The sequence below is a fragment of the Geodermatophilus sp. SYSU D00691 genome (assembly GCF_054050275.1).
In genome coordinates this window covers 16,793-31,781 of the sequence record NZ_JBJGYZ010000043.1, presented here as the reverse complement: position 1 = coordinate 31,781, position 14,989 = coordinate 16,793, and the positions used below count along the sequence as shown (strand labels likewise).

The window sequence follows — 14,989 nt, the reverse complement described above, 5'->3', positions numbered from 1 at the left end:
CGGCTCAGCCCAGGTCGGGGAAGAAGAGCTTCACCTCGCGCGCGGCCGACTCGGGCGAGTCCGAGCCGTGCACGATGTTCGACTGCACCTCGAGAGCGAAGTCGCCGCGGATGGTGCCCGGCGTCGCCTTGACCGGGTCGGTGGCGCCGGCCAGCGCGCGGAACGCCTCGATGGCCCGCGGGCCCTCGGCGACCAGCGCCAGCAGCGGCCCGCTGGTGATGAACTCGACGAGGGAGCCGAAGAACGGGCGCTCGCGGTGCTCGGCGTAGTGGGTCTCGGCGACCTCGGCGGTCAGCGTGCGCAGCTCGGCGGCGACGAGCCGCAGGCCCTTGGCCTCCAGCCGGGAGATGACCTCGCCGACCAGGCCGCGGGCGACGCCGTCGGGCTTGACCAGGACCAGGGTGCGCTCAGCAGTGGGTGCGGACACGAGGCGGCAGCCTACGGGGTCCGCCCCGCTCACCCCGCGAGACCACCGTCGACGACGAGCGTCGTCCGGGTCATGAACGCGCTCTCGTCGCTGGCCAGGTAGAGCGCGGCGGCCGCGATCTCGTCCGGCGAGGCGTGCCGCTTGAGCGGCAGCAGGTCGTCGAACACCGCCGCCGCCTCGGCCCGCGGCAGGCCGGTCGCCGCCATCTCGATCTCGTCCTGGAAGGCGGTGGACGTGGGCCCGGGGTGCAGCGTGTTGACCCGGATCCGCCGCGGGGCCACCTCCGCGGCGACGGACCGCATGAGCCCCACCTGACCGTGCTTGGCCGCCACGTACCCGCAGATGCCGGCGAAGCCGACGACGCCCACGACGCTCGAGGTGATGATCACGCTGCCGCCGTCCCGCATCCGCGGCAGCCCGTGCTTGAGCACGTGGAAGGCGCCGGTGACGTGCACGGCGAGCGTGCGGGTGAAGACGTCGGAGGGGTAGTCGAGGACGCCGCTCACCGCCCCGCTGATGCCGGCGTTGCTGAACAGGACGTCGAGCGTGCCGAACCGGTCGACCGCGGCCTGCAGACCGTCCCGGACGGCGGCCTCGTCGGTGACGTCGGCGACGGACCAGCCGCAGGAGGTCCCCAGCTCCTGCTCGGCGTCCTTCAGCCGTCCCTCGTCCAGGCCGAGGATGTACACCTCGGCCCCCTCGGCCACGAAGCGGCGGGCGGTGGCGAGACCGATCCCGCTCTCGCCCCCGGTGATGACCGTGACCTTGCCCTGCAACCGCGCCATGGCGCACCCCCTGGACCTCGGCCGGCGCCCGGTCGGGCACCGGACCGGACGAGCGTGCGCCCGTCGGCGGTCGTGCCGGTATCGCGGAAACCTCGTAGTGGAGGCAGGGCGCTCAGCCGGACCGCCGCAGCGCGAAGGCCGTGGCCTCCGCCCGGTTGCGGGCGCCGATCTTGCTGTACACGTTCGTGACGTGCCGCTCGACGGTGTGCACGCTGATCGCCAGCCGGCGGGCGATCTGCTTGTTGGCCGCCCCCTCGGCGAGCAGCCGGAGCACCTCCCGCTCCCGATCGGTGAGCGCGGCCGGCGCCCGCTCGGGGACGTGCCCGCCCCGTCCCGGGAGCGCGGCGAGCGCGTCCAGGCTGGCGCGGATCCAGGGCACCGCCGCCCAGGCCTCGTGCTGCCGGAGCCCGGACCGCAGCAGCCGCTCGGCCTCGTCCTCCCGGCCGAGCGCCGCCGCGGTCAGCCCCAGGTAGTGGTCGACCGCGCCCCACCACACGACGACCCCCTCGATCACGACGGCTCCGCTGTGCGGCAGGAGCAGGCGGTGCAGGGTCTCGGCCTCCGCCCGGCGTCCCAGGCGGACGGCGGCGAGGGCCAGCTGGGCGACGCCGGACAACCACAGCGCGTCCGGCGGCACCGCCCGGCAGCCGTCCGCGGCCAGCTCGCCGAGCAGGGCCTCGGCCTCGTCCCGCCGTCCGGCCTCGGCGAGCAGCAAGGCGAGGGAGCAACGGAAGGTCACCACGCGCGGGTAGGCGAGGACGGTCTCCCGCACCTGCTCTTCCGCCTCGGCACCCCGACCGCACTGGCGCAGGAGGAAGAACCGCTGCCCCACGCCGTACATCGCCGCCGGGTGCGCGCCGATCCGCCGTCCGAACGCCTCGGTGCGGTCGACCAGCTCGAGGCCCTCTTCCGGACGGCCCGCCAGGCCGGCCCGCACGCACTCGTTGACCATGACGTGCCAGCGCGCCACCGGGCGGCGGGTCTCGCGGGCCAGGACGTCGAGGTCCCGCAGGTCGGCGTCGACGGCGGCCAGGTCCTGCTGCCAGCGGTCGGCCAGCAGCAGCCGGCGCGCCTGGACCTCCAGCGGCTCGTCCCCGAGCGCGCGTGCGTGCCCGACGAGCTCCTCGCCCAGGCGGGCCCGCTCCGCCAGGTGGCCCGGGCCGCGCAGCGCGTACTGCTGGGCCGAGAGGGCGACGGCGAGCGCCCCCCGGTCGCCGAGCCGCCGGGCCGCCGCGACCGCGTCGGACGCGATCCGCCGGGCCTCGGGCAGGCGCGGGCCCCAGTACACGGCGACGGCCAGCCGCGCGGCGAGCCGGATGCGGACCTCCCGGGCGGCGGGGTCCGCCCGCGCGAGGCTCTCCTCGAGCTGGTGCACCAGCTCGGCGTCCACGGTCCCGGGCGCGTCGACCACCGCGCCCAGGCCGAGCGCGACCTGCGCGAGCCGGTCCGCCCGGCCGCTCGCCCGCGCCAGCTGCCAGGCCTCGTCGTAGGCGGCTCGGCTCAGGGGTACCAGCGAGGCCCCACCCGCGCTGGCGCCGAGCGCCATGAGCAGCGCGAACCGCTCCTCCGGCCCCTCCGGCCCGAGCCCGAGGGCGCGCTCGTACCAGGCGGCGGCCTCCTCGTGCGCCAGCCGGCCGAGCGCCTCCTCCGCCGCCTCCTCGGCCAGCCGGCGGGCCCGCTGCCGGTCCTCCGGTGTCCGCACCGCGCGCGCGGCGTGGCTGGCGAGGTCGCCGGCCCCGCTCTCCGCCCCCGCGGCCGTCAACGCCGTCACCACGCGCCCGTGCAGCGCCGCCCGGCGCACCGGCGGGATCGCCGCGTAGAGCGCGTCGCGGACCAGCACGTGCGGGAAGCGGTACCCCGAGGCGCCGGCCTGCAGCAGGCCGCTGTCCACCGCGGCGGCCAGTCGGGCCTCGACCCGCTCCCCCGGCACCCCGCCGAGCACCTCCAGCAGCCGGACGGAGCACTCCCGCCCCACCACGGCGGCCAGCTCCAGCAGCCGGCGGGTGGCCGCGGGCAGGCGCCGGACCCGGGCCGCGATCGCCGCGCTGACCGTCGTCGGCACCGCCGCCCCCTCCTCCGGGCGCAACCGGAGCAGCTCGGTGAGGAAGAACGGGTTGCCGTCGCTGCGCCGCTGCAGGTCCGCCAGGGGCAGCGCGCCGCCGGCCGGCGCCAGCACCGCGACCAGCCGGGCGACGTCCTCCTCGCCGAGCCCGCCCAGGGCCAGGTGGTCCGTGCCCGCGGCCCCGACCCGCTCCCCCACGAGGGCCGCCAGGGGGTGCGGCGCTCGTACCGCGGTGTCCCGGTACGTGCCGATGAGCAGCAGCGGCACGTCGCGGGCGGCGGGGACGACGAAGTCGAGCAGGCGGAGCGAGGCGGCATCGGCCCGGTGCAGGTCGTCCAGCACGAGCACCAGCGGCTGCCGGGCGGCGCAGGCGCAGAGCCGGGCCAGCACCGCGTCGAACAGGCGGAAGCGGTCGGCCTGCCGCGGGACCGCGGATCGGCGCTCCAGCAGAGGGCGCAACTCGTCGGGGACGGCCGCACCGGGATCGGCCAGCACGACCTGCAGGACCTGGGTCCACGGCCAGAAGGCCGGCGCGCCCTCGGTCTCGCGGCAGCGCCCCCACACCACCCGGCACCCCTGCCCGGTCGCCCGCCGGCCGGCCTCCTCGGCCAGGCGGCTCTTGCCGATGCCCGGTTCCCCGGCGAGGAGGACGAGGCCGCCGCGGCCGGCCACGGTCTCGGACACGCGGCGGTCGAGGACCGCGAGTTCCCCGGTCCGCCCCACGAGGGCGGCGCCGGACGTGGTCTGCGTGGAGGTCATCGGCGATCCCGTCGCATGCCCGGCGCATCGGTGCGCCGGATCGGGCACCAGGACGGTGCCGAGCATCTCGCACCGGCGCGGGTCGGAGGAGCCCCCCGCGCGCCCGCCTCGTGTCAACTCCGGTTGACACCTGTCGGGCGTCAACCTACGTTGACAGTCATGGCCTCACCCACCGACGTCACCACGGCCGCGGCCGCCGACGACCCGGACACCGGGTTGCGGGCGGTGCGGGCGCTGCGCGACCTCGCCGAGCGTCTCGAGGTGCTCCAGGTGCGCAACGCCCGCGACCGCGGCTGGTCGTGGCAGCAGATCGCCGACGCCCTCGGCGTCACCCGGCAGGCCGTGCACAAGAAGCACGCCCGCGGCAGGAAGGACGGCTGACGTGTTCGAACGCTTCACCGAGGAGGCCCGCCGGGCCGTCGTCCACGCGCAGGAGGAGGCACGCGACCTGCGGGCGTCCCGGATCGAGCCGGTGCACCTGCTGCTCGCGCTCAGCCGCGACCCGGCCCGCGGCGGCGGCGCGCTGCACGCCGCCGGGGTGGACGCCGACCGGCTGCAGTCGGCGTTGCGGCGGTCGGCCGGGCTGGACGCCGACGCGCTCGCCGCCGTCGGCATCGACCTCGACGAGGTCCGCGCCGCCGCCGAGGCCGCGTTCGGCCCGGGCGCGCTCGACCGCGGCGGGCCCCGCTCACCCGGCCACCTGCCCTTCACCCGCGACAGCAAGAGGGCGCTGGAGGAGTCGCTGCGCGCCGTCCTGCGGCACAGGGGGCGGCGGATCGACAGCGGGCACGTGCTCTCCGGCGTCCTCGCCGTCGACGACCCGACGGTCACCCGCGTGCTGCGGCAGCTGGGCGTGGACGCCGACGCGCTGCGGCAGCGGCTCGAGGGCTCAGCCGCCGCCTGAGAAACGGGGTCGCGCGCCGGCCGCCGGCCCGGTCAGGGTGGGCCGGTGCGCGAGGTGTGGTTCGACGAGCGGGTGGCGGCCGGCTACGACGAGGACTCGCGGGAGATGTTCGCCCCCGCCGTCCTCGATCCCGCGGTCGACCTGCTCGCCGAGCTCGCCGCCGGTGGACCCGTCCTCGAGTTCGCCGTCGGCACCGGCCGGATGGCCCTGCCCCTGGCCCGGCGCGGGCTCCGGGTCAGCGGGATCGACGTCTCCGAGCCGATGCTCGCCCGGCTGCGCGCCAAGCCGGGCGCGGCGGCCGTCGCGGCGTCGGTGGGCGACTTCACCACGACCCGGGTGCCGGGCCGCTTCTCCCTCGTCTACCTGGTCTTCAACACGATCATGAACGTGACGTCGCAGCAGGAGCAGGTGGCGACGTTCCGCAACGCCGCCGCCCACCTCGCCCCCGGCGGGCGTTTCGCGGTGGAGGTGGGCGTCCCGGCGCTGCAGCGGCTGCCGCCCGGCGAGCGGGTGCGGGCGTTCGCGCTCACGCCCGAGCACCTGGGCTTCGACGAGTACGACGTCGTCACCCAGATCGTCCGGTCGCACCACTACCGGCTCGCCGACGGCCGGGCGGAGCTGTTCTCGGCACCGTTCCGCTACGTGTGGCCGGCCGAGCTCGACCTCATGGCCCAGCTCGCGGGGCTGGAGCCGGAGCACCGCTGGGCCGACTGGGCGCGCTCGCCCTTCGGTGCGGACAGCACCGCGCACGTGTCGGTGTGGCGGAAGCCTTAGCCCTCGCCGTCCTCGGGCGCCGGCGTGGGCGGGCCGAACGTGCTGCCCAGCAGCTCCTTGCGCACCTGCAGCAGGTACAGCCAGATCAGCGCGAAGATCCCGCCGAGCAGCCACATCACGCTGTTGAACAGCCCGGTGAGGACGACGGGCACCTGCAGCACCGTGCCGATCAACAGCCCCTGCGGCCGGCGCTGCAGGCCGGCGGCCACCACCAGCAGCGCGAACAGCACCAGCAGCGCCGTCAGCCGGAAGCCGGTGAGCCCCGGGCCGGACTGGGCGATGCCGCGCGGCACGAACAGGATGACGACGGCCTCGAGCAGCAGCGCGGCGGCCGCCCCGCCGTTGAGGGCCTTGGCGGCGCGCGCCGGGTCGAGCGCCCTCACGAGGTGGCACCCCCGAGCAGGGCCCGGGCCTCCCCTGCGGTGATCACACTGCCGGTGACCAGGACGCCGGAGCCGCCGAGCGCGTCGTCGGGACCGGCCTCGGCCAGCTCGATCGCCGACTCCAGCGCCTCGGGCAGCAGCGGGTGCACGCTCACCCGGTCGGCGCCGAAGACGTCGACGGCCAGCGCGCCGAGCTCGTCGGCCGGCATCGCCCGCGGCGAGCTGTTCTGGGTGACGACCAGCTCGGCGCAGATGTCCTCGAGCGCGGCGAGCATGCCCGGGACGTCCTTGCCGCGGACGCAGCCGACCACACCCACGAGCCGGGTGAAGTCGAACGACTCGCGGATCGCGCCGACCGTGGCGGTCATGCCGGCCGGGTTGTGCGCGGCGTCGACCAGCACGGTCGGCGAGCTGCGCACCCGCTCCAGCCGTCCGGGCGAGCGGACGGCGGCGAACGCGCTGCGCACCGTCTCCACGTCGACCGGCCCGGTGGCCGCACCCGCGCCGAGGAACGCCTCGACGGCGGCCAGTGCGGTGCTGGCGTTCTGCGCCTGGTGGGCGCCGAAGAGCGGGAGGAACACCTCGGGGTACTCGCCGCCGAGGCCCTGCAACCGCAGCAGCTGGCCGCCGACGGCGACCTTGCGCTCCAGCACGCCGAACTCGGTGCCCTCGCGGGCCAGGGTCGCCTCGACGTCGACCACCCGGCGGACCAGCGCGTCGAGCGCGGCCGGCTCCTGGTGGGCGAGGACGGCGATCGAGTCGCGCTTGATGATCCCGGCCTTCTCCCCGGCGATCGTTCCGACGTCGGGGCCCAGGTACTCGGCGTGGTCCAGCGCCACCGGGGTGACGACGGCGACGCGGGCCTCGGCGACGTTGGTGGCGTCCCACGTGCCGCCCATGCCGACCTCGATGACGGCGACGTCGACCGGGGCGTCGGCGAACAGCGCGTACGCCATGCCGACCATCACCTCGAAGAACGACATCGGGACGTCGGAGCCGTTGTCGACCAGCTCGACGTACGGGGCGATGTCGTCGTAGGTCTCGACGAAGCGCTCGGCGCTCACCGGCTCGCCGTCGAGCACGATCCGCTCGCGGATCGACTGCAGGTGCGGGCTGGTGAAGCGGCCGACGCGCAGCCCGAAGCCGCGCAGCAGCTCGTCGACCATCCGCGCCGTCGTCGTCTTGCCGTTGGTGCCGGCGACCTGGACGACCGGGTACGCCCGGTGCGGCGCGCCGAGCAGGTCGACCAGGGCGTTGATGCGGGTGAGCGAGGGCTCCAGCCGGCTCTCCGGCCACCGGGCGAGGAGGGCCTTCTCGACGCGCGCCATCTCGCCGTGCTCGGTGCTGCTCATCCTCTCCAGGATGCCAGCCGCCCGGTTCCTAGGATGGAGGGCATGGAAACCCGCGGCGTGCCCGAGAAGCCGTCCCTGGACGGGCTCGAGGAGAAGTGGATCAAGCACTGGGCCGCGGAGGACACCTACGCCTTCGACCGCGCCGCCGCGCTGGCCGCGCCCCGCGAGCAGCTCTACTCGATCGACACCCCGCCGCCGACCGCCAGCGGCTCGCTGCACGTGGGGCACGTCTTCAGCTACACCCACACCGACATCGTCGCCCGCTACCAGCGGATGCTCGGCAAGCACGTCTTCTACCCGATGGGCTGGGACGACAACGGCCTGCCCACCGAGCGCCGGGTGCAGAACTACTACGGCGTCCGCTGCGACCCGTCGCTGCACTACGACCCGTCCTTCACCCCGCCGGAGAAGCCCGGCAAGGACCAGCAGCCGATCTCCCGGCGCAACTTCGTCGAGCTGTGCGAGCGGCTGACCGAGGAGGACGAGCGCGCCTTCGAGCAGCTGTGGCGCCGGGTCGGGCTGTCGGTGGACTGGTCGAACGTCTACCGCACGATCTCCGAGGCCTCGCGCGCCACCGCGCAGCGGGCGTTCCTGCACAACCTGGCCCGCGGTGAGGCCTACGCCCAGGAGGCGCCGACCCTCTGGGACGTCACCTTCCGCACCGCCGTCGCCCAGGCCGAGCTCGAGGACCGCGAGCGGCCCGGCGCCTACCACCGGATCTCGTTCCACGGCCCGTCCGGACCCGTCTTCATCGAGACCACCCGGCCGGAGCTGCTGCCCGCCTGCGTCGCGCTGGTCGCCCACCCCGACGACGAGCGCTACCAGCCGCTGTTCGGGCAGACGGTGACGACGCCGGTGTTCGGCGTCGAGGTGCCCGTGGTCGCCCACCGCCTGGCCGAGCCGGACAAGGGCTCCGGCATCGCGATGATCTGCACCTTCGGCGACCTCAACGACGTCACCTGGTGGCGGGAGCTCGACCTCCCCACCCGGGCGATCGTCGGCTGGGACGGCCGGCTGGTCGCCGAGGCGCCGGCCGGGGTGCCCGCCGGCCCGTACGGCGAGCTGGCCGGGAAGACGCCGTTCAGCGCCCAGCAGCGCATGGTGGAGTTGCTGCGCGAGTCCGGCGACCTCGACGGCGAGCCGAAGCAGATCAGCCACCCGGTCAAGTTCTACGAGAAGGGCGACCGGCCGCTGGAGATCGTCACCACGCGGCAGTGGTACATCCGCAACGGCGGCCGCAACGCCGACCTGCGGGACGCGCTGGTCGCGCGCGGCCGGGAGATCCAGTGGGTGCCCGAGCACATGCGGCACCGCTACGAGAACTGGGTCGAGGGGCTCAACGGCGACTGGCTGATCAGCCGGCAGCGGTTCTTCGGCGTCCCGTTCCCGGTCTGGTACCGGCTCGACGACTCCGGGGAACCGGTGCACGACGACCCGATCCTGGCCGCCGAGGAGACCCTGCCGGTCGACCCGTCGTCCGACGTCCCGCCGGGCTTCGACGAGTCCCAGCGAGGCGTGCCCGGAGGGTTCGTCGCCGACCCCGACGTGATGGACACGTGGGCGACGTCGTCGCTGTCGCCGCAGGTGGCCTCCGGGTGGGACACCGACCCGGAGCTGTTCGCGCACGTCTTCCCCATGGACCTGCGCCCGCAGGCGCACGACATCATCCGCACCTGGCTGTTCTCGACGGTCGTGCGCTCGCACTACGAGTTCGGCACGGTGCCGTGGACGCACGCGGCGATCTCGGGCTTCGTCGTCGACCCCGACCGCAAGAAGATGTCGAAGTCGAAGGGCAACGTCGTCACGCCGATCGACGTCCTGGAGCGCTACGGCACCGACGCGGTGCGCTGGCGGGCCGCCGGGGCGCGGCCGGGTGCCGACTCGCCGTTCGACGAGGCGCAGATGAAGGTCGGCCGGCGGCTGGCCATCAAGATCCTCAACGTCGGCAAGTTCGTGCTGGGCCTGGGCGCCTCGGCCGGGCTGACCGCCGACCAGGTCACCGAGCCGCTCGACCTCGCGCTGCTGGCCGGGCTGAGCGACGTCGTCGACGAGGCGACCGCGGCCATGGACGCCTACAACTACACCCGCGCGCTCGAGGTGGCCGAGACCTTCTTCTGGTCGTTCTGCGACGACTACGTGGAGCTGGTGAAGTCGCGGGCGTACGGCTCGGGCGCCGCCGCCGAGTCGGCCCAGGCCGCGCTGGCGCTGGCGCTGTCGGTGCTGCTGCGGCTGTTCGCGCCGGTGCTGCCGTTCGTCACCGAGGAGGTCTGGTCCTGGTGGCAGGGCGGCTCGGTGCACCGGGCGCTGTGGCCGCGGGCGACCGAGCTGCCGCGCGGCGGCGACCCGGCGCAGGTGGGCGTGGTCGCGGCCGCGCTGGCCGGTGTGCGCAAGGCGAAGTCCGACGCGCAGGTGTCGATGCGGGCCGACGTCGAGTCGGCGACGGTCACCGCGCCGGCCGCGCAGGTGCCGCTGCTGGAGGGCGCGCGGTCCGACTTGGTCGACGCCGGGCGGATCGCCTCGCTGAGCATCGAGCCCGGCGAGGGCGAGCTGCGCGTCTCCGTCGTCCTGGCCCCGCCCGCGGAGGCCTGACCTGGCAGGCTGTGTGCGTGGATGGCGCGTTCCCGGCACAGGACTGCGCCGTTCACGCACACAGCCCCAGCGATCCACAGGCCGGCCGGATCTCCACATCCGTCCGAGGCGGCCCGACGGGTCGTCACCGTGGCGGCAGCGTGGCCGCATGGCACACGACCTGGTTGCGCTGGTGGGCCGTGACGGCGCCGTCCGCACTCGCGACCTGCTGACCCGGGTGGACCGGCACTCGGTGGCGCGCTGGGTCCGCACCGGCCGGTTGCTGCGGCCGCACCCTGGCGTCGTGGTGATCCCCGAGCGCTTCGACGAGTGGCACACCCGTGCGCTGGCTGGCGTGCTCGCCACCGGCGGCGCCGTGAGCCACGCCTCCGCGCTGGCCCTCTGGCGCGTGGCGCCGAAGGCGGATCCCCTCCACCTCTGCGTGCGCGCCACCCGGCGTGCCGTGAAGTCGCCCGGGCTCGTCGTCCACCGTGTCCGGCATCTCGACCCCGACCGCGTCGGTGGTCTCCCGGTCACCGATCTCCCCCGGGCGCTGGTCGACACGTGGGGGCTGGCATCCCGTTCCGGCCGCCGGCGGGACGTCGAGATGGCTCGGGGCGCCGTCATCACCGCCCTCCGGGAACGACGCGTGCGCCCCGCTGCGCTGCGTGCGGAAGTGACGGCGCAGACGGCGGTGGCCGACCGCAGCGGCTTGATCGCCCTCATCGACCTGGTGGAGGGCGGCTGCCACAGCGAACTCGAGATCTGGGGCGTGCTGGACGTGCTGCGCGGCCCGGGCATGCCGACGTTCGTGCAGCAGCACCGCGTCGTCCTGCCGCACACGACCGTCCACCTCGACGCGGCGATCCCCGAGCTCAAGATCGCGGTCGAGCTGGACGGCGCCGCCTTCCACGGCTCCGCGGACGACCGCGAGCGCGACACCCGACGAGACGTCGCCCTCGCGGCGCTGGGCTGGGTCGTCCTGCGCTTCAGCTACCGCCGGCTGACGAGGGAGCCGGAGGCGTGCCGGCACGAGATCCTGCGTGTCTGCGCGGCCCGGCGGGCGATGCTGCCGGGGTGATGTGCGGATCCGGCGCACTCCTGGGTTGCGGATGCGCCGGATCCGCACACGCCTCGCGGCGCCGGCGCGGTCGGCTCAGGCGGGGTCGTCCTCGAAGGTCACGGTGAGCTCCTCGACGCCGAAGCCGGCCGCGAGCGAGGTCAGCATGTCGCGGGTGTTGTCCTCGGCGCGCTCGCGCAGGTCGCTGGCCGTGGCGGCGGACGCCAGCCGGTCCTCGGCCTCGGCGTAGAGCGCGGTGTCGTCGGTGGTGTCGCCGCCGATCGCGTCGCCCACCCGCTGCACCAGGCCGCGGTCGCGGTCGAGCACGCGGCTCTCCGCCGGGTCGATGCGGGGCTCGGCGAGCTCGGGCGCCGGCAGCACGAGGGTCGCCGTCCGCCCGTCGTCCGAGAGCTCGACGGCCTCGCCGACGCCCTCGAGGTCGACGTAGGCGTCGACGGTGCCGGTGGCGAGGAAGCTGGTCCGCTCGCCGCTGATCGCCGAGGGCAGGTACGGGGTGTCGCGCTCCTGGTCGATCACGACCTGGAAGCTGCCGGTGGCCGCGTGGTAGTCGTGCAGGTCGGCCAGAGCCAGCAGCAGCGGCGTGGTGCTGCGGTCGACCACCTTCTCCTCGAAGGGGTTCTCCCAGCCGACGAGGGTCTGCAGCCCGACCCCGGCGGCGGCGAGGGCCGCGGCGCCCACGAGGAGGCGGCGGCCGCGGAGGCGGCGCCGGCGCGGCGCGAGGGGGGCGGGGATCGGACGGTCCAGCAGCATCGGCACGCGCGGGCTCCCTGCGTTCGATCGGGGGATTGTGTCGTAGAGCACCGGATGCCGCCCCGCCATTCCCGCCAGAGCAAAGAAAAACGGCCCGCCTCCCAGCAAGGGAGGCGGGCCGCGGACGAGCGGGAGCTACGCCGACTTCTCGCGCGGGGCGCGGGCGGGCTTGCGCGGCACGATCGTCGGGTTGACGTGCTCGAGCACGACCTCCTTGGAGATCACCACGGTGGCGACGTCGTCCCGGCTGGGGACGTCGTACATCACCGACTGGAGCACCTCCTCCATGATCGCGCGCAGCCCGCGGGCGCCGGTGCCGCGGAGGATGGCCTGGTCGGCGATCGCCTCGAGGGCGTCGTCGGTGAACTCCAGGTCGACCCCGTCGAGCTCGAAGAGCTTGCGGTACTGGCGGACCAGGGCGTTCTTGGGCTTGGTGAGGATCTGGATCAGCGCCTCGCGGTCCAGCGCCTGCACGCTGGTGATCACCGGCAGCCGGCCGATGAACTCGGGGATCATGCCGAACTTCAGCAGGTCCTCGGGCATGACCTCGGCGAAGGCGTTGGCCTCCTCGATCTCCTTCTTGCTGCGGATCTCGGCGCCGAAGCCGATGCCCTGCTTGCCGATCCGCTGCTCGATGACCTTCTCCAGACCGGCGAAGGCGCCGCCCACGATGAACAGCACGTTCGTCGTGTCGATCTGGATGAACTCCTGGTGCGGGTGCTTGCGGCCGCCCTGCGGGGGCACCGACGCCGTCGTCCCCTCGAGGATCTTCAGCAGCGCCTGCTGCACGCCCTCGCCGGAGACGTCGCGGGTGATCGACGGGTTCTCGCTCTTGCGGGCGATCTTGTCGACCTCGTCGATGTAGATGATCCCGGTCTCGGCGCGCTTGACGTCGTAGTCGGCCGCCTGGATCAGCTTCAGGAGGATGTTCTCGACGTCCTCACCGACGTAGCCGGCCTCGGTGAGGGCGGTGGCGTCGGCGATGGCGAACGGCACGTTGAGCATGCGGGCCAGGGTCTGCGCGAGGTGGGTCTTGCCGCAGCCGGTGGGGCCCATGAGCAGGATGTTGGACTTGGCCAGCTCGACCGACTCGTCGCGGCTGCCGCGCTCGCCGCCGGCCTGGATCCGCTTGTAGTGGTTGTAGACGGCCACGGAGAGCGTGCGCTTGGCCTTCTCCTGGCCGATCACGTACTGCTCGAGGAAGTCGTGGATCTCCTTGGGCTTGGGCAGCTCGTCGAACTTCAGGTCCGACGACTCGGAGAGCTCCTCCTCGATGATCTCGTTGCACAGGTCGATGCACTCGTCGCAGATGTAGACCCCGGGGCCAGCGATGAGCTTCTTGACCTGCTTCTGGCTCTTCCCGCAGAACGAGCACTTGAGCAGGTCGCCGCTCTCACCGATTCGTGCCACCTGCTGACCTCCACCTCGGGTTTCGGAGCCTGGGAAGCGGCCCCGTGTGTGCATGTCGTGCTGCTGTGTCCCGCTGCCGTGCCCCGCTGCCAGCTGACGGCCTGAGGCGGCTCGCCCCGCGAGGCTCTCCTCCCGGCTTCGTCCGCCGGGGATCGGGTCTCGCCGACCGTACCTGCTCCCCCGGACCCGGTCGGGCAATGACGCACCCGGCCGGGCGGGGGAACCACATCTGTCGCCTGTGCTCCCTGCGCCCCTTGACGGTACGGGCCGAGACCCCGACTCGCGAAGCCCCGGCCCGCACCGAATTGCCGCCGATCAGGCGGGGAGGGCGTTCAGCTTCCGGCTCTGGATGACCTCGTCGACGATGCCGTAGGCCTTCGCCTCCTCGGCCGTGAGGATCTTGTCGCGCTCGATGTCGGCGCGGACCTGGTCCAGCGACTGGCCGGTGTGCCGGGCCAGGATCTCCTCCATCTGCGACCGCACGCGCTGGATCTCCGCAGCGTGGATCTCGAGGTCGGACACCTGGCCGCCGGACTCGCCGGAGGGCTGGTGGATCAGCACCCGGGAGTAGGGCAGCGCCAGCCGCTTGCCCGGCGTGCCGGCCGCGAGCAGGACGGCGGCGGCGGAGGCGGCCTGGCCCATGCAGACGGTCTGGATGTCCGGGCGGACGAACATCATCGTGTCGTAGATGGCCATCAGCGAGGTGAACGAGCCACCGGGCGAGTTGATGTAGATCGTGATGTCGCGGTCGGGGTCGGCGGACTCCAGCGTGATCAGCTGGGCCATCACGTCGTTGGCCGAGGCGTCGTCGATCTGCACCCCGAGGAAGATGATCCGCTCCTCGAAGAGCTTGTTGTAGGGGTTGCTCTCCTTCATGCCGTAGCTCGTGCGCTCCACGAAGGAGGGCAGGACGTACCGGCTGGAGGGCATCTGGAAGCCGCTCATGATCAGTCCCTCCGGACTCAGTTGTCGGTGACCGGGTTGGCGCTGTCGGTCATGGCCGCACGGCTGACGACGTGGTCGACGAAGCCGTACTCGAGGGCCTCCTGCGCGGTGAACCAGCGGTCGCGGTCGGAGTCCTTCTCGATCTGCTCCACGCTCTGGCCGGTGTGGAAGGACTGCAGCTCGTTGAGCTCGCGCTTGGTCCGGCGGAACAGGTCGGCCTGGATCGCGATGTCGGACGCGGTGCCGCCGACGCCGGCCGAGGGCTGGTGCATCATGATCCGTGCGTGCGGCAGGGCGTAGCGCTTCCCCTTGGTGCCGGCGGTGAGCAGGAACTGGCCCATCGAGGCCGCCAGGCCCATGCCGTAGGTGGCCACGTCGCAGTCGATGAACTGCATCGTGTCGTAGATCGCCATGCCGGCCGTCACCGAGCCGCCGGGCGAGTTGATGTAGAGGTGGATGTCCTGCTTGGGGTCCTCGGCCGACAGCAGCAGCATCTGCGCGGCCAGCTGGTTGGCGATGACGTCGTCGACCTGGCTGCCGAGGAAGATGATCCGCTCGCGCAGGAGACGCTCGTAGACCGAGTCGTTGAGATTCATCCCTCCGGCGGCGGCGCGCATCAGGGGCGCGCCCGCCGGGATCGGGTCGGTGCTCACGGGTGGAATGACCTCCGTAGGACTGTTGCGCGGTCGGACTGGCGAGTGGTGCCGGGCCCCTCCGGGGCCTCCGGCGGGCGGTACCCGCCGGGATTCGCCTGAGTCACGTCGACCCTAACGCGCGCACCGGCGGCGG

General features: G+C 73.8%; 14 protein-coding genes. 5 read left to right on the top strand and 9 right to left on the bottom strand.

Annotated features, from left to right (window positions below):
- Positions 1-4: 4 nt before the first annotated feature.
- The 3 genes from ndk to ACI797_RS24305 form a co-directional block, all read right to left on the bottom strand.
- The gene (gene ndk, locus ACI797_RS24315) at positions 5-427 is read right to left on the bottom strand and encodes a nucleoside-diphosphate kinase (protein WP_456862248.1); all 423 of its coding nucleotides are present in this window, start codon (positions 425-427) and stop codon (positions 5-7) included.
- A gap of 29 nt (positions 428-456) precedes the next feature.
- Complete coding sequence (locus ACI797_RS24310) at positions 457-1,212, bottom strand: SDR family NAD(P)-dependent oxidoreductase (protein WP_456862246.1); 756 nt, start codon at positions 1,210-1,212, stop codon at positions 457-459.
- A 112-nt stretch (positions 1,213-1,324) separates the two neighbouring features.
- Positions 1,325-4,033 carry an ATP-binding protein gene (locus ACI797_RS24305; protein WP_456862244.1) on the bottom strand — a complete coding sequence of 903 codons (2,709 nt, stop codon included), beginning with the start codon at positions 4,031-4,033 and terminating at the stop codon, positions 1,325-1,327.
- Between the two features lie 159 nt (positions 4,034-4,192).
- On the opposite strand from ACI797_RS24305, the gene ACI797_RS24300 reads away from it, so the two are divergent.
- The 3 genes from ACI797_RS24300 to ACI797_RS24290 are packed head-to-tail and all read left to right on the top strand — an operon-like array spanning position 4,193 to position 5,711.
- Complete coding sequence (locus ACI797_RS24300) at positions 4,193-4,414, top strand: helix-turn-helix domain-containing protein (RefSeq protein WP_456538180.1); 222 nt, start codon at positions 4,193-4,195, stop codon at positions 4,412-4,414.
- 1 nt (position 4,415) lies between these two features.
- Positions 4,416-4,937, top strand: coding sequence for a Clp protease N-terminal domain-containing protein (locus tag ACI797_RS24295; protein ID WP_456862242.1), 522 nt, complete (start codon positions 4,416-4,418; stop codon positions 4,935-4,937).
- A gap of 45 nt (positions 4,938-4,982) precedes the next feature.
- Entirely contained in the window at positions 4,983-5,711 is a 729-nt protein-coding gene (locus ACI797_RS24290; protein WP_456862240.1) for a class I SAM-dependent DNA methyltransferase, read from the top strand.
- On the opposite strand, the gene ACI797_RS24285 is transcribed toward ACI797_RS24290, so the two are convergent.
- Together ACI797_RS24285 and ACI797_RS24280 are read right to left on the bottom strand one after the other, a co-directional pair.
- A complete protein-coding gene (locus tag ACI797_RS24285; protein ID WP_456862238.1) occupies positions 5,708-6,094 on the bottom strand; it encodes a DUF4233 domain-containing protein in 387 nt (128 codons plus the stop codon). The two genes, ACI797_RS24290 and ACI797_RS24285, sit on opposite strands and share 4 nt — an antisense overlap.
- Positions 6,091-7,446 (bottom strand): bifunctional folylpolyglutamate synthase/dihydrofolate synthase, encoded by a 1,356-nt coding sequence (locus tag ACI797_RS24280; protein ID WP_456862236.1) that lies wholly within the window; start codon positions 7,444-7,446, stop codon positions 6,091-6,093. Before ACI797_RS24280 ends, ACI797_RS24285 begins: the two co-directional genes overlap by 4 nt.
- Before the next feature lie 42 nt (positions 7,447-7,488).
- Here ACI797_RS24280 and valS point away from each other — a divergent pair, with 42 nt between their 5' ends.
- Positions 7,489-10,035: a valine--tRNA ligase gene (valS, locus tag ACI797_RS24275; RefSeq protein ID WP_456862234.1), complete on the top strand. Its 2,547-nt coding sequence runs from the start codon at positions 7,489-7,491 to the stop codon at positions 10,033-10,035.
- Between the two features lie 148 nt (positions 10,036-10,183).
- The gene (locus ACI797_RS24270; RefSeq protein WP_456862233.1) at positions 10,184-11,095 is read left to right on the top strand and encodes a DUF559 domain-containing protein; all 912 of its coding nucleotides are present in this window, start codon (positions 10,184-10,186) and stop codon (positions 11,093-11,095) included.
- Positions 11,096-11,170: 75 nt separating this feature from the next.
- On the opposite strand, the gene ACI797_RS24265 is transcribed toward ACI797_RS24270, so the two are convergent.
- The 4 genes from ACI797_RS24265 to ACI797_RS24250 form a co-directional block, all read right to left on the bottom strand.
- The gene (locus ACI797_RS24265; RefSeq protein WP_456862276.1) at positions 11,171-11,845 is read right to left on the bottom strand and encodes a DUF4230 domain-containing protein; all 675 of its coding nucleotides are present in this window, start codon (positions 11,843-11,845) and stop codon (positions 11,171-11,173) included.
- Positions 11,846-11,980: 135 nt separating this feature from the next.
- On the bottom strand, positions 11,981-13,255 hold the full coding sequence (clpX, locus tag ACI797_RS24260; RefSeq protein WP_456862231.1) for an ATP-dependent Clp protease ATP-binding subunit ClpX: 1,275 nt from the start codon (positions 13,253-13,255) through the stop codon (positions 11,981-11,983).
- Between the two features lie 315 nt (positions 13,256-13,570).
- Positions 13,571-14,200 (bottom strand): ATP-dependent Clp protease proteolytic subunit, encoded by a 630-nt coding sequence (locus ACI797_RS24255; RefSeq protein ID WP_456538188.1) that lies wholly within the window; start codon positions 14,198-14,200, stop codon positions 13,571-13,573.
- A 17-nt stretch (positions 14,201-14,217) separates the two neighbouring features.
- Positions 14,218-14,853 carry an ATP-dependent Clp protease proteolytic subunit gene (locus ACI797_RS24250; RefSeq protein ID WP_456862229.1) on the bottom strand — a complete coding sequence of 212 codons (636 nt, stop codon included), beginning with the start codon at positions 14,851-14,853 and terminating at the stop codon, positions 14,218-14,220.
- Positions 14,854-14,989: the final 136 nt, after the last annotated feature.

Excerpts from the sequence above, each read along its gene's own strand:
- ACI797_RS24310 (WP_456862246.1), bottom strand. The coding sequence starts at position 1,212 with ATGGCGCGGTTGCAGGGCAAGGTCACGGTCATCACCGGGGGCGAGAGC.
- ACI797_RS24305 (WP_456862244.1), bottom strand. The coding sequence starts at position 4,033 with ATGACCTCCACGCAGACCACGTCCGGCGCCGCCCTCGTGGGGCGGACC.
- ACI797_RS24300 (WP_456538180.1), top strand. The coding sequence starts at position 4,193 with ATGGCCTCACCCACCGACGTCACCACGGCCGCGGCCGCCGACGACCCG.
- ACI797_RS24280 (WP_456862236.1), bottom strand. The coding sequence starts at position 7,446 with ATGAGCAGCACCGAGCACGGCGAGATGGCGCGCGTCGAGAAGGCCCTC.
- valS (WP_456862234.1), top strand. The coding sequence starts at position 7,489 with ATGGAAACCCGCGGCGTGCCCGAGAAGCCGTCCCTGGACGGGCTCGAG.
- ACI797_RS24270 (WP_456862233.1), top strand. The coding sequence starts at position 10,184 with ATGGCACACGACCTGGTTGCGCTGGTGGGCCGTGACGGCGCCGTCCGC.
- ACI797_RS24265 (WP_456862276.1), bottom strand. The coding sequence starts at position 11,845 with ATGCTGCTGGACCGTCCGATCCCCGCCCCCCTCGCGCCGCGCCGGCGC.
- ACI797_RS24255 (WP_456538188.1), bottom strand. The coding sequence starts at position 14,200 with ATGAGCGGCTTCCAGATGCCCTCCAGCCGGTACGTCCTGCCCTCCTTC.